This window comes from Streptomyces coacervatus, assembly GCF_029223485.1.
GTDB classification, from domain to species: domain Bacteria; phylum Actinomycetota; class Actinomycetes; order Streptomycetales; family Streptomycetaceae; genus Streptomyces; species Streptomyces coacervatus.
Genome location: NZ_JARHTP010000005.1, coordinates 234,564 through 253,952, shown reverse-complemented (window position 1 = coordinate 253,952; position 19,389 = coordinate 234,564). Strand labels below are relative to the sequence as shown.

General features: G+C 70.6%; 17 protein-coding genes, 1 tRNA gene and 1 pseudogene. 11 read left to right on the top strand and 8 right to left on the bottom strand.

Translation table 11 applies throughout. From position 1 onward, the window contains the following. Positions 1–6 precede the first annotated feature (6 nt). Positions 7–534: a universal stress protein gene (locus P2Q00_RS14895; protein ID WP_275772958.1), complete on the bottom strand. Its 528-nt coding sequence runs from the start codon at positions 532–534 to the stop codon at positions 7–9. A gap of 307 nt (positions 535–841) precedes the next feature. Here P2Q00_RS14895 and P2Q00_RS14890 point away from each other — a divergent pair, with 307 nt between their 5' ends. From P2Q00_RS14890 to P2Q00_RS14875, 4 genes and pseudogenes are all read left to right on the top strand, one after another. Then, on the top strand, positions 842–1,204 hold the full coding sequence (locus P2Q00_RS14890) for a hypothetical protein (protein ID WP_275772957.1): 363 nt from the start codon (positions 842–844) through the stop codon (positions 1,202–1,204). 377 nt (positions 1,205–1,581) lie between these two features. Further along, positions 1,582–2,818 (top strand): annotated as a pseudogene (locus tag P2Q00_RS14885) (helix-turn-helix domain-containing protein). Positions 2,819–2,944: 126 nt separating this feature from the next. Beyond that, positions 2,945–3,547, top strand: coding sequence for an oligoribonuclease (orn, locus tag P2Q00_RS14880; protein WP_275772956.1), 603 nt, complete (start codon positions 2,945–2,947; stop codon positions 3,545–3,547). 104 nt (positions 3,548–3,651) lie between these two features. Further along, positions 3,652–3,724: transfer RNA gene (locus P2Q00_RS14875), tRNA-His, on the top strand. Positions 3,725–3,856: 132 nt separating this feature from the next. Here the strand turns inward: P2Q00_RS14875 and P2Q00_RS14870 are convergent. Next, on the bottom strand, positions 3,857–4,900 hold the full coding sequence (locus tag P2Q00_RS14870) for a LacI family DNA-binding transcriptional regulator (RefSeq protein ID WP_275772955.1): 1,044 nt from the start codon (positions 4,898–4,900) through the stop codon (positions 3,857–3,859). A gap of 429 nt (positions 4,901–5,329) precedes the next feature. Here P2Q00_RS14870 and P2Q00_RS14865 point away from each other — a divergent pair, with 429 nt between their 5' ends. The 5 genes from P2Q00_RS14865 (at position 5,330) to P2Q00_RS14845 (ending at position 11,031) form a co-directional block, all read left to right on the top strand. Continuing rightward, the gene (locus P2Q00_RS14865; protein WP_275772954.1) at positions 5,330–6,652 is read left to right on the top strand and encodes an ABC transporter substrate-binding protein; all 1,323 of its coding nucleotides are present in this window, start codon (positions 5,330–5,332) and stop codon (positions 6,650–6,652) included. Next, complete coding sequence (locus tag P2Q00_RS14860; RefSeq protein WP_275772953.1) at positions 6,649–7,677, top strand: carbohydrate ABC transporter permease; 1,029 nt, start codon at positions 6,649–6,651, stop codon at positions 7,675–7,677. Before P2Q00_RS14865 ends, P2Q00_RS14860 begins: the two co-directional genes overlap by 4 nt. Next, positions 7,674–8,585: a carbohydrate ABC transporter permease gene (locus tag P2Q00_RS14855; protein WP_425579619.1), complete on the top strand. Its 912-nt coding sequence runs from the start codon at positions 7,674–7,676 to the stop codon at positions 8,583–8,585. Before P2Q00_RS14860 ends, P2Q00_RS14855 begins: the two co-directional genes overlap by 4 nt. A gap of 115 nt (positions 8,586–8,700) precedes the next feature. Further along, positions 8,701–10,140 carry a GH1 family beta-glucosidase gene (locus P2Q00_RS14850; RefSeq protein ID WP_275772952.1) on the top strand — a complete coding sequence of 480 codons (1,440 nt, stop codon included), beginning with the start codon at positions 8,701–8,703 and terminating at the stop codon, positions 10,138–10,140. A 216-nt stretch (positions 10,141–10,356) separates the two neighbouring features. Continuing rightward, positions 10,357–11,031, top strand: coding sequence for a hypothetical protein (locus P2Q00_RS14845; protein ID WP_275772951.1), 675 nt, complete (start codon positions 10,357–10,359; stop codon positions 11,029–11,031). Between the two features lie 87 nt (positions 11,032–11,118). Here the strand turns inward: P2Q00_RS14845 and P2Q00_RS14840 are convergent, their stop codons facing one another. From P2Q00_RS14840 to P2Q00_RS14830, 3 genes are all read right to left on the bottom strand, one after another. Continuing rightward, positions 11,119–12,573: a glycoside hydrolase family 18 protein gene (locus tag P2Q00_RS14840; RefSeq protein ID WP_275772950.1), complete on the bottom strand. Its 1,455-nt coding sequence runs from the start codon at positions 12,571–12,573 to the stop codon at positions 11,119–11,121. 107 nt (positions 12,574–12,680) lie between these two features. Next, complete coding sequence (locus P2Q00_RS14835; protein WP_275772949.1) at positions 12,681–14,087, bottom strand: sensor histidine kinase; 1,407 nt, start codon at positions 14,085–14,087, stop codon at positions 12,681–12,683. Further along, a complete protein-coding gene (locus tag P2Q00_RS14830; protein ID WP_275772948.1) occupies positions 14,084–14,797 on the bottom strand; it encodes a response regulator transcription factor in 714 nt (237 codons plus the stop codon). The genes P2Q00_RS14835 and P2Q00_RS14830 overlap by 4 nt, the downstream gene beginning before the upstream one ends. A 98-nt stretch (positions 14,798–14,895) precedes the next feature. On the opposite strand from P2Q00_RS14830, the gene P2Q00_RS14825 reads away from it, so the two are divergent. Beyond that, positions 14,896–15,405, top strand: a complete 510-nt coding sequence (locus tag P2Q00_RS14825) for a hypothetical protein (RefSeq protein ID WP_275772947.1) — start codon at positions 14,896–14,898, stop codon at positions 15,403–15,405. A 16-nt stretch (positions 15,406–15,421) separates the two neighbouring features. On the opposite strand, the gene P2Q00_RS14820 is transcribed toward P2Q00_RS14825, so the two are convergent. Next, positions 15,422–16,291: a spermidine synthase gene (locus tag P2Q00_RS14820; RefSeq protein WP_275772946.1), complete on the bottom strand. Its 870-nt coding sequence runs from the start codon at positions 16,289–16,291 to the stop codon at positions 15,422–15,424. Between the two features lie 73 nt (positions 16,292–16,364). Beyond that, on the bottom strand, positions 16,365–16,817 hold the full coding sequence (locus P2Q00_RS14815; RefSeq protein ID WP_425579620.1) for a hypothetical protein: 453 nt from the start codon (positions 16,815–16,817) through the stop codon (positions 16,365–16,367). Positions 16,818–17,089: 272 nt separating this feature from the next. On the opposite strand from P2Q00_RS14815, the gene P2Q00_RS14810 reads away from it, so the two are divergent. Beyond that, entirely contained in the window at positions 17,090–18,529 is a 1,440-nt protein-coding gene (locus P2Q00_RS14810; RefSeq protein WP_275772945.1) for an NsdA family TPR-like regulatory protein, read from the top strand. A gap of 109 nt (positions 18,530–18,638) precedes the next feature. Here the strand turns inward: P2Q00_RS14810 and P2Q00_RS14805 are convergent, their stop codons facing one another. After that, positions 18,639–19,235 carry a histidine phosphatase family protein gene (locus tag P2Q00_RS14805; RefSeq protein WP_275772944.1) on the bottom strand — a complete coding sequence of 199 codons (597 nt, stop codon included), beginning with the start codon at positions 19,233–19,235 and terminating at the stop codon, positions 18,639–18,641. Positions 19,236–19,389 lie beyond the last annotated feature (154 nt).

Below are 19,389 nucleotides of genomic sequence, written 5' to 3'. Positions count from 1 at the left end.
GGGAAGTTACGGAATGACAACGACGGGCCGCTTCGCCCGCTTGGCGAGCCGCCCCGCCACGGAGCCGAAAATCCGGCCCACGATGCCGTGCGTGGAGCCGACGACGATCGCGTCCGCCTCGTACTCCCGCCCCACCTCTTCGAGTTCGTGGCAGATGTCGCCACCGCGCTCGACCAGGATCCATGGCACCTCGGCCAGATAGTCCGCACAGGCGAGCTCGAGCCCCAGCACCTCGGTGCGGTGGTCCGGCACATCGACGAAGACCGGTGGCTCGCAGCCGGCCCACACCGTGGTGGGCAGCCTGTTGGCGACATGGACGATGATCAGGCCCGATCCGGAACGGTGGGCCATGCCGATCGCATAGGCGAGGGCGCGCTCGCTGGACGTGGAGCCGTCGAAGCCGACGACCACGCCGTGCTTGAAGGCTGGATCGCAGGAGTGGCGTGGCTCTTCGGCCGACTGGGGCTCGGCCGCCGTGGGATCAGCGACGGGCCGCTTGCGGTCCGCGGGTTCGAAGTATTCGTGACCGGCCATGGCTGTCTCGGCGAATTGATCCTTTGTGGGAGGGACATCCGTTGGCGGAGCTGTGTCCGGGAATCATCTTCCCAACCCCATACCCCCAAGGGTACGGCGGCACGCCTCCTTAGCCCAGATCCCGCCCACGGTGCGTGGGGGTTCCAGGGAGCATGCACGAGGGTGCGCCGGTAACGCAATGGTTGCTGCGCTGTACAGGCGGTTTGCACAGGGTTCACTTATCCCGGGGGCCGGAGACGGGCGGCGTACAGTGACCGCCCGGTCGAACACGCGTTGAACACCGAGACCCAGGCCCCAGGGAGCACGCATGTCCGGACCGCACCCCACCCCCGAGGCTCCCCCGGCGCCGAATGCCTGGGGGGACCCCCATCGCGCGACCGCCTCGCCGCAGGACGCCGTGACCGATGTCGTCCGCTGGGCGGCATTCAGCTGCGTCCTCGTCCCTGTTGTTCTCCTCTGGTACGGCACCTCGCTCGCCGGCGCCGCGGGCACGGCCTTCGGCCTCGCCGCCGTCACCGCCGTGTGCCGGCTGCTGCTGCGCCAGTCCGAACGAGTGGCGGCCCGCCCGCCCACGGAGGAACAGACGTCCCGTCGTGGCCGCCATCACAGGAGCGGCACGGGTGCTCACAGAGGCAGGCGTCACACTGGGGGAAGTACACCGGTCGGCTGACCGGTTTCCGCGCACACGCCCGACGCTTTTCAGCCAACTTCCGGGGACCGTGCATCCCCTGCCCCGACCACCCCCCAACCCCCGTTCCACCTGCAGAGACAGGGGCTCGGGGGGGCCGCGTACCCTACGTGGATTGGCCACTGCGACGAGGCGCACTTCCCTGCACGGCCCACGAGTGCAACGCTTCGTGATCGAATGCTTCACGCCAAGTTGCCATGTCGACAATGTGCCGATTGCCGAACTGGTCACACCGGCACCACGCGACACAGTAGATTCGATCTTGACGTCTTACGGCGGGGGACTCGTGCAGGACCGAGGGGAAACGTGCAGGAGCGACACAACCGAGGAGCCGCGACCACCGAGGGGGGCTTAGCAGTATGAGCCACGACTCCACTGCCGCGCCGGAAGCCGCGGCCCGGAAGCTTTCCGGGCGACGCCGCAAGGAGATCGTCGCGGTGCTGCTGTTCAGCGGCGGCCCCATCTTCGAGAGTTCCATACCGCTGTCGGTGTTCGGGATCGACCGTCAGGACGCCGGCGTGCCGCGCTACCGGCTGCTGGTGTGCGGCGGCGAGGAAGGCCCGCTGCGGACCACAGGAGGCCTGGAACTCACCGCGCCGCATGGCCTGGAGGCGATATCGCGCGCCGGCACGGTCGTCGTACCGGCCTGGCGCTCGATCACGTCTCCGCCGCCGGAGGAGGCGCTCGACGCACTGCGCCGGGCGCACGAGGAAGGCGCCCGCATAGTCGGGCTGTGCACCGGCGCCTTCGTACTGGCGGCGGCGGGCCTGCTGGACGGCCGCCCCGCGACCACACACTGGAATGTACGCACCGACGCTGGCCAAGCGCTATCCGTCGGTGCATGTGGATCCGAGAGAACTGTTCGTGGACGACGGAGACGTTCTGACGTCCGCCGGTACGGCGGCCGGAATCGATCTCTGTCTCCACATCGTGCGGACGGATCACGGCAACGAGGCGGCGGGCGCACTGGCCCGGCGGCTCGTCGTCCCCCCGCGCCGATCGGGCGGCCAGGAGCGCTACCTCGATCGATCTTTACCAGAGGAGATCGGCGCCGACCCGCTCGCCGAGGTCGTCGCCTGGGCGCTGGAGCACCTCCACGAGCAGTTCGACGTGGAGACGCTTGCCGCGCGTGCGTACATGAGCCGGCGCACCTTCGACCGCCGGTTCCGCTCGCTCACCGGGAGCGCTCCCCTGCAGTGGCTGATCACCCAGCGGGTGCTGCAGGCGCAGCGCCTGCTGGAGACGTCGGACTACTCGGTGGACGAGGTCGCGGGCCGCTGCGGCTTCCGCTCGCCGGTGGCCCTGCGCGGCCACTTCCGCCGTCAGCTGGGGTCCTCGCCCGCCGCCTACCGTGCCGCGTACCGCGCTCGCCGTCCGCAGGGCGACAAGCCGGCCGACCTGGAGGGTGCGGCCGGGGTGCCGGGGCCTGCGCCCCTGCTGCATCCGGAGGGGCCGGTTCCGATGCAGAGCCGGCGGGCCGCCGCGAGCGCCGTCGGGTCGGGGGCGGCACTCTCCGCCGCGGCCGCGGCGGAGAACGGCCGCGAGGCCTATGTGACGAGCCGGGCGAGCCTGCCGGGGCAGCGCAGCGGTACGTAACGGCGGGGAGGAGTGGGTGGGTGGCCCGGGCGACCGAGGCCACCCGGGCCACCCACCCCTCCCCCTACCCCTCTCCTCGAACACCAGAGGGGCTGTTTTTGCGGGCGCCAGCCTTAGGGTGGTCGCATGAACGATCGCATGGTGTGGATCGACTGCGAGATGACCGGCCTCTCGCTGTCCGACGACGCGCTCATCGAGGTTGCCGCCCTCGTCACCGACTCCGAGCTGAACATCCTCGGCGACGGTGTGGACATCGTCATCCGTCCGCCGGACCGGGCGCTGGAGACGATGCCGGAGGTGGTGCGTCAGATGCACACCGCGTCCGGGCTGCTGGAGGAACTCGCCGGCGGCACAACACTGACGGACGCCGAGGAGCAGGTCCTCTCCTACGTCCGCGAACACGTCAAGGAACCCGGCAAGGCCCCGCTGTGCGGCAACTCCGTCGGCACCGACCGCGGCTTCCTGCTCCGCGACATGCCGACGCTGGAGGACTACCTCCACTACCGGATCGTCGACGTGTCGAGCGTCAAGGAGCTCGCCCGGCGGTGGTACCCGCGGGCCTACTTCAACAGCCCCGAGAAGAACGGCAACCACCGCGCCCTCGCCGACATCCGCGAGTCCATCGCGGAACTCCGCTACTACCGCGAGGCGATCTTCGTGCCCCAGCCCGGCCCCGACTCCGACACCGCCAGGTCGATCGCCGCGAAGCACGTCCTGCCCGCGGAGTAGCGACGCGGAGGGGGCGCCGCAAAAGCCGTGCGCGAGCACCCCTTCGGACCCTGTACACTTTTTCTCGGCCGGTCGGAAAACCACGAAGTAGTCCGCCGGTCGTGGTGGGTGTAGCTCAGCTGGTAGAGCACCTGGTTGTGGTCCAGGATGTCGCGGGTTCGAGTCCCGTCACTCACCCTGAGTAATCAGCCGGTGACCCTGAAGAACAGGGTCACCGGCTGATTCGTTTCCCGGGAGACCGGTTCCCGCTGCGCCGTACCGCGCGGGCGCGACCAGCGGGGCCTGCGGTGCAGCAGACCCTGGCGGTGATCAGGAAGACGTACGCGTCACCAGCTCCGTGGCCAGGACGACCTGACGGCGTTCCAGGTCGCGGGAGACGGCCGGGCGGCGGTCGGCGATCTCGCCGAGGAGGAGGTCGATCATGCGGCGGCCCATCTCCTCGATGGGCTGGCGGACGCTGGTGAGGGGCGGGTCCATGTGGCGGGCGATGGCCGAGTCGTCGTAGCCGACCAGGGCCACGTCGTCGGGGATGCGGCGGCCCTCCTCGCGCAGGACCTGGCGGGCACCGGCCGCCATCACGTCGGAGCCGGCGAAGACCGCGTCCAGGTCGGGGCAGCGGGCGAGCAGTTTTGTCATCGCCCGGCGGCCGCCCTCCTCGGTGAAGTCGCCCGGCTCGATGAGGAGTTCATCGACCTCCGCGCCCGTGTCGCGCAGGGCGTCGCGGTAGCCGTCGACGCGGCGTTGCGCGCCGTAGACGTCGAGGCGGCCGGTGATGTGGGCTATCTTTCGGCGGCCCCGGGACAGCAGGTGCTCCACCGCCGAGCGGCCGCCGCCGTAGTTGTCCGAGTCCACCGAGGTGAGGGTCTCGGCGGCCGAGCGGGGGCCGCTGATCACCGCCGGGATCTCCAGCTGGGCCAGGAGGTCGGGGAGCGGGTCGTCCGCGTGGACCGAGACCAGCAGGACGCCGTCCACCCGGTGCGCGGCCAGGTACTGGGCCAGGCGGCGGCGCTCGCGGTCGCTGCCCGCGAAGATCAGCAGCAACTGCATCTCCGTGTCGGACAGTTCGGCGCCGACGCCCTTGAGCATGTCCGAGAAGTACGGCTCCGCGAAGAAGCGGGTCTCCGGCTCGGGGACGACCAGGGCGATCGCGTCCGTGCGGTTCGCCGCGAGGGCGCGGGCGGCCGTGTTGGGGACGTAGCCGAGCTCCGCGACCGCCGCCTCGACCGCGGCGCGGGTCGCATCGCTGACGCGCGGCGAGCCGTTGATCACCCGGGAGACCGTGCCGCGGCCCACGCCGGCGCGGGCGGCAACCTCTTCGAGGGTGGGTCGACCACCGCTCCGGTTCCGCGCCATTGGCTCCGCCCTTTCCGCCGTTATTGCAGCTGGCCTGGAATGTAACAGTCCCGTGGGATCCGTGAACGCCCCTGGGGGCTGCCGCCCCCAGACCCCCGCTGTCGGCCTGAACGGCCTCGTCCTCAAACTCCCCCACTCTCGGCTTCGCTCGAGCGGGGGGACCCCCACGACGGGCTGAAATGCCCGACCGGCAGCGGAGTTCTTTCGTCCAGTTAACAGCCCGATAACTGAACACATCTCGCCGCGCCGACTCCCTTGACACCCCCGCTCGAACCGACGACTCTTCAACACATCACTTGTGGGAGCGCTCCCACAGTACCTGACACATACACATCCCGCACGTTCCCCGCCCGAGCCGCAGCGAGTACGAACGGGCGCCACCAATGCAGTTGGCCGGGGGGTCGGCACGTCAGGCAACAGGAGGACGCAATGCGCACGAGTACCCGCCGGTCCCACCGGCTGATGGCCCTGGCGGCCGTCGCCGCGCTGACCACGGGACTGCTGGCCGGCTGCTCCAAGGACTCGGACGGCGGCTCGTCGAACGACAGCGGCGGCAACGGCAAGGGCAAGACCACACTGACCATCGGCACCTTCGGTGTGTTCGGCTACAAGCAGGCCGGCCTCTACGACGAGTACATGAAGCTGCACCCGGACATCAGCATCAAGGAGAACGTCACCACCCGTACCGACGTGTACTGGCCGAAGGTCCTCACCCGGCTGCAGGCGGGCTCCGGCACCGACGACATCCAGGCGATCGAGGTCGGCAACATCACCGAGGCCGTGCAGACGCAGGGCAGCAAGTTCGTCGACCTCGGCAAGGACGTCGACAAATCGCAGTGGCTGGACTGGAAGAACGCCCAGGCCACCACCAAGGACGGCAAGCTGATCGGGCTCGGCACCGACATCGGCCCGATGGCGATCTGTTACCGCAAGGACCTCTTCAAGAAGGCCGGCCTGGAGACGGACCGCACCAAGCTCGCCGCGCAGTGGAAGGGCGACTGGGCAAAGTACGTCGACCTGGGCAAGCAGTACATGAAGAAGGCGCCGAGCGGCACCAAGTACGTGGACTCCGCCTCCTCCGTCTACAACGCGGCTCTCGGCGGCGGGAGCGAGCGGTACTACGACAACAGCGGCAACGTCGTCTGGGACAAGTCCGACGGTGTGAAGAAGGCCTGGGACGTCGCGATGACGGTGGCGACCAGCAATATGTCGGCGAAGCTGAAGCAGTTCGACAAGCCGTGGGACCAGGGCTACGCCAACGGCACCTTCGCCACGGTGGCCTGCCCGGCGTGGATGATCGGCTACATCGAGCAGAAGTCCGGTGACTCGGGCAAGGGCAACTGGGATGTGGCGGCGGCCCCGACCGCATCCAACTGGGGCGGCTCCTTCCTCGGTGTGCCGACCGCCGGCAAGCACCAGAAGGAGGCCATCGCCCTGGCCAAGTGGCTGACCGCGCCCGAGCAGCAGGCGAAGGTCTTCGCCAAGCAGGCCAGCTTCCCGTCGACCCCGTCGGCGTACTCGACCCTGAAGCCGGCCGCGGACACCACGGCGTACTTCTCGAACGCGCCGATCACCCAGATCTTCGCCGACTCGGCCAAGACCATCCCGACGCAGTACTTCGGCATCAAGGACCAGCCGATCAACACCGCGCTCACCGACGTGGGCATCCTCCAGGTCGAGCAGAAGGGCAAGACCCCGGACCAGGGCTGGAACGCGGCCAAGAACGAGATCAAGGACGTGCTCGGCCAGTGAGCAGCTCCAAGCAGGCTCTCGCGCATCCCGCGTCGAGCGCCGAGGCCGCGTCCGGCGAACAGCCGGGCGCGGCCCGGGGCGCTCACGGTCGCGGTACGCCGCCGGCGGGGCCCGACTCGTGGCGCAGCCGGCTGTACCGCTGGGACATGAAAGCGTCGCCGTACGCGTTCATCGCCCCCTTCTTCATCATCTTCGGTGCGTTCTCGCTGGTCCCGCTGCTGTACACGGCTTGGTACTCGCTGCACAACGTGCAGTTGTCGTCGCTGGACACCCAGACCTGGGCGGGCCTCGACAACTACAAGCACCTGCTCAGCTCGGACTTCTTCTGGAACGCGCTGTCGAACACCTTCACCATCGGTGTGATCTCGACCGTGCCGCAGCTGATGGCGGCGCTCGGGCTCGCCCACCTGCTGAACTACCGGTTGCGCGGCTCCACCGTCTGGCGGGTCGTGATGCTCACCCCGTACGCCACCTCAGTGGCGGCGGCGACCCTCGTCTTCACGCTGCTGTACTCCTGGGACGGCGGCATGATCAACTGGTTTCTGCATTTCGTGGGGATCGGCCCGGTCAACTGGCGTGAGTCCGACTGGGGTTCGCAGTTCGCGGTGTCGTCGATCGTGATCTGGCGCTGGACCGGCTACAACGCGCTGATCTATCTGGCGGCGATGCAGGCGATCCCGGCCGACCTGTACGAGTCGGCGGCGATCGACGGTGCCAACCGCTGGCAGCAGTTCCGGCATGTCACCGTCCCGCAGCTGCGGCCGACGATCCTGTTCACCGTCGTCGTCTCCACCATCGGCGCCACCCAGCTCTTCGGTGAGCCCCTGCTGTTCGGCGGGGTCAGCGGCTCCAAGGGCGGCTCGGAGCACCAGTACCAGACGCTCGGCCTGTACATGTACGACCAGGGCTGGATCATCGGCAACCTCGGCAAGGCGTCCGCGATCGCCTGGTCGATGTTCCTGATCCTGCTGATCGTCGCCGTGATCAATCTGCTGTTCACCCGACGCCTGAGGAAGTCCCAATGACCACCAGTGAACTGACGTTGCCTCAGCTTCGGAAGCAGAAGAATCAGAAGGCGAAGAGGGGCCGCAACCGCCGGGTGATGGGCGCGGGCAAGCAGCTGCACGCGGGCCCGGTGACGTATCTCGTGCTGACCGTCTTCGCGCTGCTCTCCCTGGCGCCCCTGGTGTGGACGGCGATCGCGGCCTCCCGCACCGACCACCGGCTGGCCGAGACTCCGCCGCCGCTGTGGTTCGGCGGGAACCTGTTCAAGAATCTGCAGGCCGCCTGGGACCAGGCCGGCATGGGCACCGCGATGTTCAACAGCACGGTCGTCGCGGGCACCATCACCGTCGCCACGGTGCTGTTCTCGACGCTCGCCGGGTTCGCCTTCGCCAAGCTGCGGTTCCGGTTCTCCAGCGTCCTTCTGCTGCTGACCATCGGCACGATGATGATCCCGCCGCAGCTGGCCGTCGTACCGCTGTATCTGTGGATGAGCGACCTGGGCTGGTCGAACCAGCTGCAGACGGTCATCCTCCCGACGCTGGTCACCGCCTTCGGCACCTTCTTCATGCGGCAGTACCTGGTGCAGGCGCTGCCGACCGAGCTGATCGAGGCGGCGCGGGTGGACGGGGCGAGCAGTCTGAGAGTCGTGTGGCATGTGGTCTTCCCCGCGGCGCGGCCCGCGATGGCCGTCCTGGGCCTGCTGACCTTCGTGTTCGCCTGGAACGACTTCCTGTGGCCGATCATCGCCCTCAACCAGCAGAACCCGACCGTGCAGGTCGCCCTCAACTCGCTCGGCACCGGTTACGTCCCCGACCAGGCCGTGATCATGGCGGGAGCGCTGCTGGGCACGCTGCCGCTGCTGATCGCGTTCATCCTGTTCGGCAAGCAGATCGTGGGCGGCATCATGCAGGGCGCCATCAAGGGCTGACGCCGTTTCGACGACCTGGTGGGCCGGGTCACCGCCGCCCCGGCCCCCTCTCCTCCCCGCCCGTTCTCTCCCCTCCAACTCTTCGGTCTGAACGACCACTTATGGGAGCGCTTCCATGTCTGAGTCCGCACAGCCGGCGACCCCGGTGACCTTTCCCCCCGCCTTCCTCTGGGGCGCGGCGACCTCCGCGTACCAGATCGAGGGTGCGGTGCGGGAGGGCGGCCGTACGCCCTCGATCTGGGACACCTTCAGCCATACGCCGGGCAAAACCGCCGGCGGCGAGCACGGTGACATCGCTGTCGACCACTACCACCGGTTCCGCGAAGACGTGGCGCTCATGGCCGAATTGGGCCTGTCCGCGTACCGCTTCTCGATCTCCTGGTCGCGGGTGCAGCCCACGGGCCGTGGGCCGGCGGTGCAGGTCGGCCTGGACTTCTACCGGCGGCTCGTGGACGAGCTGCTGGCACACGGCATCAAGCCGGCCGTCACCCTCTACCACTGGGATCTGCCGCAGGAGCTGGAGGACGCGGGCGGCTGGCCGGCGCGGGACACGGCGCTGCGGTTCGCCGAGTACGCGCAGATCGTGGGTGAGGCGCTCGGTGACCGGGTGGAGCAGTGGATCACGCTCAACGAGCCGTGGTGCAGCGCGTTTCTGGGATACGGCTCCGGAGTGCACGCGCCGGGCCGCACAGACCCGGAGGCTTCGCTGAGGGCCGCTCACCACCTGAACCTGGCGCACGGGCTCGGGACTTCGGCCCTGCGGTCCGTGATGCCGGCCCGCAACTCGGTCGCGCTCAGCCTCAACTCGTCGGTGGTCAGGCCGCTTTCACCGCAGGACCCGACGGATCTGGCGGCGGTGCGGAAGATCGACGACCTGGCCAACGGCGTCTTCCACGGTCCCATCCTGCACGGGGCGTACCCGGACTCGCTGTTCGCGGCGACCGAGCTGATCACCGACTGGTCGTACGTCCTCGACGGCGACCTGCGCGCGATCAACCAGCCGCTGGACGCGCTGGGCCTCAACTACTACACGCCCGCGCTGGTCTCGACGGCCGAGGCCGACCCGAACGGCCGGCGCGCCGACGGTCACGGCGCCAGCGACCACTCCCCCTGGCCGGGCGCGGACGACGTCGCCTTCCACCAGACCCCGGGCGAGCGCACCGAGATGGGCTGGACGATCGACCCGACGGGCCTGCACGAGCTGATCATGCGGTACACCCGCGAGGCGCCCGGGCTGCCGTTGTACATCACGGAGAACGGTGCCGCCTACGACGACAAGCCCGACCCCGACGGCCGCGTCCACGACCCCGAGCGCATCGCCTACCTGCAGAAACACCTCGCGGCGGTGCGCCGCGCGATCACCGACGGCGCGGACGTCCGCGGCTACTACCTGTGGTCCCTGATGGACAACTTCGAGTGGGCGTACGGCTACGAGAAGCGCTTCGGTGCGGTGTATGTCGACTACGTCACCCTTGCTCGTACGCCTAAGTCGAGTGCCCTTTGGTATGGGGAGGCTGCGCGGACGGGGGTGTTGCCTCCGGTGGAGGCCGAGTGAGCGTTTCGCCGGACAGTTGTCCGCGGGTGCGTCGTGGCTGGTCGCGCCCACGCGGCGGAGCCGCATATCGATACAGCCCCGCGCCCCTTTGGGGCGCGGGGTCGGCGCCCGGGACTTCACAGGGGGCGCTCAGGCGGTACGCAGCGGCCTCTCAGCGCGAGGGCGTTCGATCAGTCCTGCAGGGCGAGTTGGCCCTGCAGGACGACGGAGGACGTCATGGGATTCATCGCGCTCCTGCTGCCGCTGCTGCTCATCGGTGCGGCCGTGGCGTTCGCCACCCGGCGGCGGGCGGGCGACCCGGTACCCGGGCAGGCGCAGCAGTCGTACGACGCGGCCGCGGACGCCGGTGCCGAGGCGCACCGCTGGGTGGAGCTGCTCGGCGGGAGCCTGTCGACGCTGGACGCGGGCGGGAACCTGGCCGCCCGGCAGGCCCTGGCGGATGCGGGCGAGCGGCACCGGGCGGCCCAGGGGCAGCTCGCCACCGCCTACTCCCCCGCCCAGTACGCGCTGGTCACGCAGACCGCGGTGGAGGGACTGCACCATGTGCGTACGGCCCGTACCGCCCTTGGGCTGGATGCGGGGCCTGCTCTGCCGACCACGGGGCTCGGCGGCGGTCAGGTCACGGTCGGCGGGCAGACGTACACCGCCGCCGCGCAGCCGGGTGCGGCGAACCCGTACTACCACCCCGGCGGTGTGGTCGGCGGACGTACGGTGCCCGGCGGCTGGTACAGCGCGCCGTGGTGGAAGACCGCGCTGGTGGCCGGTGCGGCGGGGGTCGGCGGGATGCTGCTGGCCGACGCGCTCTTCGACGGGTTCCATCACCACGGGCCCGGCCCCGGCGGCCCGGGCGGGTTCGGCTTCGGGGGCTTCGGAGGGCCCGGTCCGTTCTGACGGGCCCGGCCCTTCTGACGCGGGTGTGCGCCCCGGCCGGGTGGGGGGAGGTCCGGCCGGGGCGCTTCAACCCCCGTTCGGCAGCGGTCAGTTGAAGGCGCCGAACGCCTTCGAGAAGGCGAACTTGTCCTGGGCGATCGAGCTGCAGGTCGCGTCGGCGGTGGGCTTGGTGCCGCCGTCGCACTGCTTGTCGCGGGTCGCCGACCACATCGAGAGACCGCCGAGGCCCTTGGACTTGGCGAAGGCCGTCAGCTGCGTGGCGTCGTCGACCTTGAAGATCTCGGACGAGACGTCGTTGACGCCGATCATCGGGGTGACGGCGACCGCCTTCCAGGCGGCGGAGTCGGACAGGCCGAGCACGCTCTTGACCTGCGCCTGCGTGGCGGTGGCCGCCTGCTCTGCGTAGCTGCCCATGTCACCGCTGTACGAGGCGCCGTAGTCCATCGCCATGATGTTGACGGTGTTGATCTTCGCGCCGTTGGACTTGGCGTTGGAGAGCAGGTTCACGCCGTCCTGGGTGAGGCCCTCGGGCATGACCGGGAGGGTGAAGGAGACGTCCAGGTCGGGGTGGGCCGCCTGGAGCTTGGCTATCGCCTTCGCGCGGTTCGTGTTCGCGGTGGTGTTGGGCAGCGCGCCGCCCTCGACGTCGAAGTCGACCTTGGTCAGCTTGTACGCGTCCACGACCTTGCCGTACGCCGTCGCCAGCGCGTCCGCCGAGGAGCATGTCGTCGCCAGTTCGGAACCGGAGGCGCCGCCGAAGGAGACGCGGACGTCGCCGCCCTTGGCGCGGAGGGAGCCGATCTGGGAGGCGACCCCGTCGCTGCCGAGGTCGCTGACACCGCCCCACTTGGGTGTGCAGCCGCCGCCGTCGGTGATGAAGGCGAGGTTGTAGTTCTTCACGCCGGTCGCGTCGGCGCTCGCGAGCAGGTCGAAGGCCGGGTAGAGGGAGGTGTCGACGTAGGGGGCGAAGCCTGCGCTCGCCGTGGTGCCCGTGCCGGAGCTCTGGGAGGGGGTGGGCGTGGGGGTCGCGGTCTTGGTGGGGGTGGGCGTGGGGGTGGCCGTCGGGGTCGGCGTCGCGGACTGGGTCGGGCGGCCGCTCGGCTCGGGCGTCGGACCGTCGTCCGCGGAGCACTTGGCGCCGTCGACGAGACAACTGCCCGGATTGCCCGTGCCGTTGACGACGAAGCCGACCGTGACGGACTTGCCGGGCGCGAGGCCGTCGGTGTCCCACTTGGCCGGCGTCACGGTGACGTGCTGTCCGCTCACACTGGACTCGGCGTTCCAGAGCGAGCTCAGCTTGGAGCCGGACGGCAGGTCGAACTCCAGCTTCCAGGTCTTCTCCGTCTGGCCGCTGTTGTTCGTGACGACGTACTGCGCGGTGTACCCCGTCGACCAGTCACTGGTCTTGGTGTACGCGGCGGCCACGCCGGCCGCCTGCGCGGTACCGGTGAGCAGGAGCGCGCCGCCACCGATCACGGCCGCGGCGACAGCTCCGCCGATCGCCTTGTTCCTGCCGCTCACCTTGCGCCGGTGCGTGCTCATCGCGTGCCTGCCTTCATGGTTCGGGGGTGGGGTGCGGCAGCACGCTAGCGAGCCGGAATCGGGCAAAGTGCCTGATCCGGACGGGGATTGAGGATCTTAGGGTGCGCTTAAGGAAGGGATCGGGGACGGTTAAAGGTAGAGACCAATTTGCTCTGTCTGCGGCGCCGGACCAACCGGTGCCCCCGCCCGCCGGGCGTCCGCTCCCGCCCGTCCAGCTGGATCCAGATCCGCACCTCGGTCCCGCCCAGCACCGACGCCCCGATCCGCACATCACCGCCGGTCGACTCCGCGAGCCGCCGCACGATGTCCAGGCCGAGTCCGGTGGATCCGTCGCTGCCGGAGCCCCGCCCGCGCGCCATCGCGGCCTCGGGATCCAGGATCCCGGGACCCGCGTCGGACACCAGCACGATCACCGCGTCCTCGCCGTTGTGCAGGTCGACCGCGAAGGCCGTGCCCTCGGCGGTGTGCCGGAAGACATTGCCGAGCAGGGCGTCCAGTGCGGCAGCGAGGTCCGCCCGGGCCACGGGTATGCGCACCGGGCGGTCGGCACCGGCCACCCGCCACTTGCGGCCCTCGTCCTCCGCGAGCGCCGACCAGAACCCCATCCGCTCCCGGACCACCTCGGCCGCATCGCATCCGGCGCCGGGACCGGCGGCCGCGGTCTGCGGTTTGGCGTCCCGGGCCGTGCGGATGATGGTGTCGACCTCGCGCTCCAGCTGGGCGACGGCGGCCCGGGTCTGCTCGGCGGCCGGCCCGTCGCCGAGCGAGGCAGCGTTGAGGCGGAGCACGGTCAGCGGGGTGCGCAGTCGGTGGGACAGGTCCGCCGCCAACTCCCTTTCATTCGCCAGGAGTTGTACGACCTGGTCGGCCATGGAGTTGAACGCGACCGCCGCCAGTCGCAGTTCGGTCGGCCCTTCCTCCGGCACCCTCGACCCCAGCTTCCCCTCCCCCAGCTCGTGCGCACCCTCGACCAGCTTCTGTGCGGGCTGCACCATCCGTACGCCCAGCCGGTCGGCGACCGCGACGGACCCGACGATCAGCGCGATACCGACCCCCGCGAGCACCGCCCACGCCGTGCCGACGCCGTTGCTGACCTCGGACTCGGGGACGTACACCTCGACGACCGCGATCGCGCCGGAGCTCAGCGCGACCGGCTGGAGCAGTGTGGAGCCGCCGGAGACCTCGGTGGTGGAGGCGCGGCCCAGCCTGCGCACGGTCGCGATGTCCTTGCCGGCGGCGCGCTGCCGTCCGATGTCTACGGCGGGCTGTCCGGCGGCCGCGGGTATGTGCACGGCCATCCCGGTGTCCGAGCCCGCGGAGGCGACGACCCGCTCCAGCTGGTCGCGCTCGGTGGTGATGGACAGCGCCGGGGCGACCGCGGCCGCCTGTCGCTCGGCGTTGGAGAACGCGCGGTCCCGGGCCATCTCCTTGATGACGAGCCCGAGCGGCACCGCGAAGGCGACCACGACCATGGCGGTGACCGCCAGACAGACCTTGACCAGTGCCCATCTCATCGCGGCGGCTCCGATCCCTCGGAGGTGGGCGGCTCCAGCTTCACGCCGACGCCCCGCAGGGTGTGCAGATAGCGCGGCTGCGCCGCCGTCTCGCCCAGCTTCCGCCGCAGCCACGACAGATGGACGTCGATGGTCTGGTCATCGCCGTACGACTGCTGCCACACCTCCGCAAGGAGTTCCTTGCGCGGGACGACGACGCCCGGCCGGCCCGCCAGGAAGGCGAGCAGGTCGAACTCGCGGCGGGTGAGGTCGAGGCGGACGCCGTCCAGTTCCGCCTGGCGCCGCAGGGGGTCGACGGTGAGGCCGCCGACGCGCAGGACGGTGGACGGCGGGGTGTCCGAGGGGGCGGACCGGGACCGTCGTAGGACCGCGGACATCCGCGCGGACAGGTGCTCGACGGAGAACGGCTTGGTCAGGTAGTCGTCGGCGCCCGCGTTGAGCAGCCGGACGATCTCCGTCTCGTCGTCCCGCGCCGTGGCGATGATCACCGGCACGTCGGTGATGCCGCGCAGCATCTTCAGGGCCTCGGACCCGTCCAGATCGGGCAGTCCGAGGTCCAGGATGACCACGTCGAAACGGAAATGGGCGACCTCGCGCAGCGCCTCCAGCGCCGTCCCGACACTGCGCACGGTGTGCGCGGCATCGGTCAGGTGCCGGATCAGCGCCGAGCGTACGAACTGGTCGTCCTCGACCACGAGCACACTTGCCATGCGCGAGACCGTACGCCATGCGGGCGGGCCGCATCGGGGCCTGTGGATAACTCCGACCGTGTGCGGCTCGTGGGACTCGTGAGGCAGTATGGCCCGCGATGCGCAGAGGACTCGTACACGTACTGGCTTGGTCGCTCGCCACGGGCGCGGCGGTCACGCTGTCGTGGTGGGGCGTCCACACGGTGATGGCGGGCACGGCGTACGACCCGCCGCGTGCCCTGCCGATCACGGCCGCGGACGCGACCACACAGGAGTCGAAGCCGCTGGCGTCGTCGACGAAGCGGCCCGCCCCGTCACCGTCGAAGAGCGCGTCGCGCAGCCCCTCCCCGACACCCACGCCGTCGGCGCCGACGACACCGAGCCCCACCCCGGCCCCCACCGCGTCCGGCCAGATCAAGGCCTACGACACCGACGGCGGGCGCGCGGTCTTCGACCTCGGCAAGGCGGACGCGACACTCGTGTCCGCGACGCCCGGTTCCGGCTGGTCGATGCAGGTGTGGAAGACGGAGACCTGGATCCGGGTGGAGTTCACCTCGGGCACGAACAAGGTGTCGGTGATCTGTACGTGGCACGACGGGCCGCCGCACGTGGAGATCGGGAACTACTAGTCGGGAACCACCGGGACTAGCGGAACACCGAGGGCGGCGGCGCCGGGGAGGCGACCGCCGCCTCGTCCGTGACCGGGGTCGCCCCGCCGGTGAAGTCGAGGAGTGCGCGGCCGTGTTCGACCCGGCCGGGGTGCGGGTCGGAGGCGGCGCGGCGGGTCAGTTCCGCGATCGGCAGCGGGGCGTCGGAGGCGACGAGGACCGCGTTGCCGAAGCGCTTACCGCGCAGCACGGTCGGGTCGGCGACCAGCGCGAGTTCGGGGAAGCGGGCGGCCGCGGTGGCGATCTGGCCGCGGAGGTGGGTGAGCGGCGGCCCGTCGGCGACGTTGGCGGCGTAGAAACCGCTCGGCTTCAGGACCCGGCGGACATCGTCGAGGAACTGGGTCGAGGTGAGGTGGGCTGGGGTGCGGGCCCCGCTGAACACATCGGCGATGACGAGGTCGGCCCAGCCGTCGAGCACCTTGGCGAGCCCTTCGCGGGCGTCGACGGAACGCACTCTGATCCGGGCGTTCGGGTCCAACGGCAGCTCCCGGCGGACCAGTTGGACAAGGGCAGCGTCCCGCTCGACGGCCTGCTGGGTGGAGCGGGGGCGGGTGGCCGCGACATAGCGGGCGAGGGTGAGGGCTCCGCCGCCGAGGTGCACGGCGTGGACGGGCTTCCCGGCCGGTGCGACCAGGTCGATGACGTGCCCGAGCCGGCGCTGGTACTCGAAGGAGAGGTAGGAGGGGTCGTCGAGATCGACATGCGACTGCGGCGCCCCGTCGATCAGCAGCGTCCAGGCCCGCGCCCGGTCCCGGTCGGGCATCAGCTCGGCGAGCCCGCCGTCGACGGCCTCGACGACGGCTTCGGCACCGCCGCCCGCGCGCCGGGAGCTCCTGGACTTTCCCATTGCGCCATTATCGGCAGCCCGCGGCGGGCACGCCTGCGCAGGGGGGACCCGGGCTCTCAGAGCCGGTGAGCGGTCAGCGGCAGTTGTCCGCGGCCTCGATGATCCTTGCCGCCTCGCCCAGTGCGGCGCGCAGCACCGCCGGGTCTGTCGCGAGGTCGGCCTCGCCGGGCGGGAGCAACCAGTCCGAGCCCTCCACGGGCGGCTCGGGGTTCAGGCTCAGGCCGCGGCCGTTGGTCTCCGTACAGGTGCTGCCCGGGACGTCCCAGGCGGCGGCCGTGCCGGGCGGCACCACAAAGCCCAGGGTCTTGCAGCCGTCGTCGTGCAGGACGGGACCGACCGCGTCGCCCGCACCGCGCCGCAGGATGTCGACCGCCTCCAGTCCCTGCCGGGTAGGCACGGTGACGAGATCGCAGGCACCGTCGGGGAGGGGCGGCTCGCCGAGCTCCGGGGTCGGGGCGTGCGCCATGGTCGTCGAGGGCGTACGAGGAACGACGCTCTGGCTGGTCTCCATCCCGGCCTCCACCACGGAACCCCTCCTTGAACGAAGCGGGTCGGGAGTCGGGTGCCTCCCGGTCCGCAGAGTTCAACGCGGCGTTGCGTCAACGGCTACGGCGGAAGTCAGCCACAAAGGATGGCAGTTCATGGCAGATCCCGTATGAGATATCCGGTTTGTAGCCAAACCCGGCGTGCGGGGTCCGGCACAGCCGGTACGTTCTTGCCCGCCGGAAGCAGGGCGCTACACGGACAACTCACCCTGAATCCGGCATGGTTCGACGGTTCGCACGAGAGGACCCGGCCATGGCGTCGTCAAAGGTGACCTCGTCCCAGCCCACGCCCCCCAGGCCACCGCGGCCGAACCTCGTCTTCCGGCAACTGCGCGGACAGCGCTCGCCGGCCGAGTTCGCCGCGGCGGTGCGGCGGGCCGCGCGCGAGATCGGGGAGCGGGTCAGCTGCGACGCGCGCTACATCGGCCGGGTCGAGGCGGGCGAGATCCGCTGCCCCAACTATGCATACGAACGGGTGTTCCTGCACATGTTCCCCGGCCGCACGCTCACCGACCTGGGCTTTGCCCCACGCGCGTCCGTACGCGGACGCCGGGCGCACACCCTTGGTGAGACGCAGGGCGCGTACGAGCCGTATGACACGCAGGAGTGCCACGACCCGTACGACCCGCATGCGCATCACGAGAGCCATGCGCTTCACGAGAGCTACGAGGAGAGCGACGTGCTGCGTCGCGCATTCATGACCGGCGGTGGCGCCACGGTGGCTGCCGCCTCGCTGGGCCCGATCGGGCTCGCCTTCGACGCCGGGGCAGCGGGACGTCCCGTCCGCCGCCCCGGCACGAACGACGCGTACGCGCTCGAAGAGGCCGTACGCAGAATCCGGCTGCTCGACGACCGGCACGGCGCGGACGGGCTCTACCGGCGCGCATCGGAACCGTTGCGCGCCGCCTACGCGCTCCTGGACGCCGGGGCGACCCGGCAGACGACCGCCGACCGGCTCCACTCGGGCGCCGGTGAACTGGCCATCTCGGTGGGCTGGTTGGCGCACGACTCCGGCCGCTTCGACGACGCACGCTCGCACTACGCGGAGGCGCTCGCGACCGCCCGGATGACCGGCGACGACGCCCTGGAGGCACACGGCTTCTGCAACACGGCGTTCCTCGCGCGCGACGCCGGGCGCCCGCGCGAGGCGGTCCGGGCCGCGCAGGCCGCACAACGCGTCGCGCGCCCCCTCGGCTCCCCCCGCCTGATGTCGCTGCTCGCGCTGCGCGAGGCGGGCGGCTGGGCGGGCCTCGCCGACCGCACCGCCTGCGAACAGGCACTCGTCCGCGCACAGACCCTCTTCGAGCGAGGCCCCTCGGACGCCGATCCCGAGTGGATGAGCTTCTACGGGGAGGCCGAGCTGGAGGGCCTGGAGGCGCAGTGCTGGTCGACGCTCGGCGACTGGCCGCGCGCGGCCCGCCACGCACGCCGCGCGGCCCAGCTCCAGAACCCGCACTTCACCCGCAACATCGCGCTGTACACGGCAGAACTGGCGGACGACCTGGCGAGAGGCGGCCGCCCGGACGAGGCGGCAGCGGCCGGCATGCGGGTCCTGGACCTGCTGGACCAGGTCCAGTCGTCACGGGTCCAGACGATGCTGGCCGGGACAGCACGGGTACTGCTGCCGCACCGGCGGGCATCGGGGGTGTCGGGGTTCTTGGAGCGACACGCGTCACAACCGCGTACAGCTTGACCAGCTCAGCCTGCGGGCAGTCGTGCCGCTGGGGCGGCACCCGTCCCAAAGAGAGCGGCACCCCGTCGGCGCGGGCAAGCGAACCCGCCCCCCCGGCTCGCGGTCCGACCTACGCCGCCAGGTGCCCCAGGTCGTTCCAGCTCTCGATCGCCGGCTCGCCGTAAGCCCACCCCAGCACCGACAACGACGTCGGATTGAGCCGAATCCGTGCCGCGAACTCCAGCGGCAGCCCCAACCACCGAGCCCCGATCGACCGCAAAATGTGCCCGTGCGCGAAGACCAGCACATCGCGGTCAGCGTCGCGCGCCCACGCCACCACCTCGTCGGCCCGCGACGTCACCTCGGCGAGCGACTCGCCTTCCGGGACGCCATCCCGCCAGATCAGCCACCCCGGCCGGACGGCCTGAATGTCCTCCGGCGTCATGCCCTCGTACGCGCCGTAGTCCCACTCCATCAGCGTGTCCCAGACGGCCGCCCGCTCCCCGAACCCGGCGAGCTCGCACGTCTCACGCGCGCGTGCCAGCGGGCTGGTGCGGACGGCGACCCCGGGGAGCCCTTCGAACGGCGCCCGGTGCAGCCGCTCGCCGAGCAGCTTGGCGCCTCGTCGGCCCTCCTCCAGGAGAGGGACGTCGGTCCTGCCGGTGTGCTTGCCGGACAGTGACCACTCGGTCTGTCCGTGCCGGGCCAGCAGAATGCGAGGTGCCATGAGCTGAGCGGCCTTCCGGGAGAAATCGCAGGCGGAACCGCTCCATCATCGCGCACCCTTGGTGCGGGCAACCCGGCGGGCGATCTCTGCGTCTTTGAGGGCCGGGGCGCCCGAATCGGGTGCGCACGTACGCCGTAAAGTGGCACGACCGGAC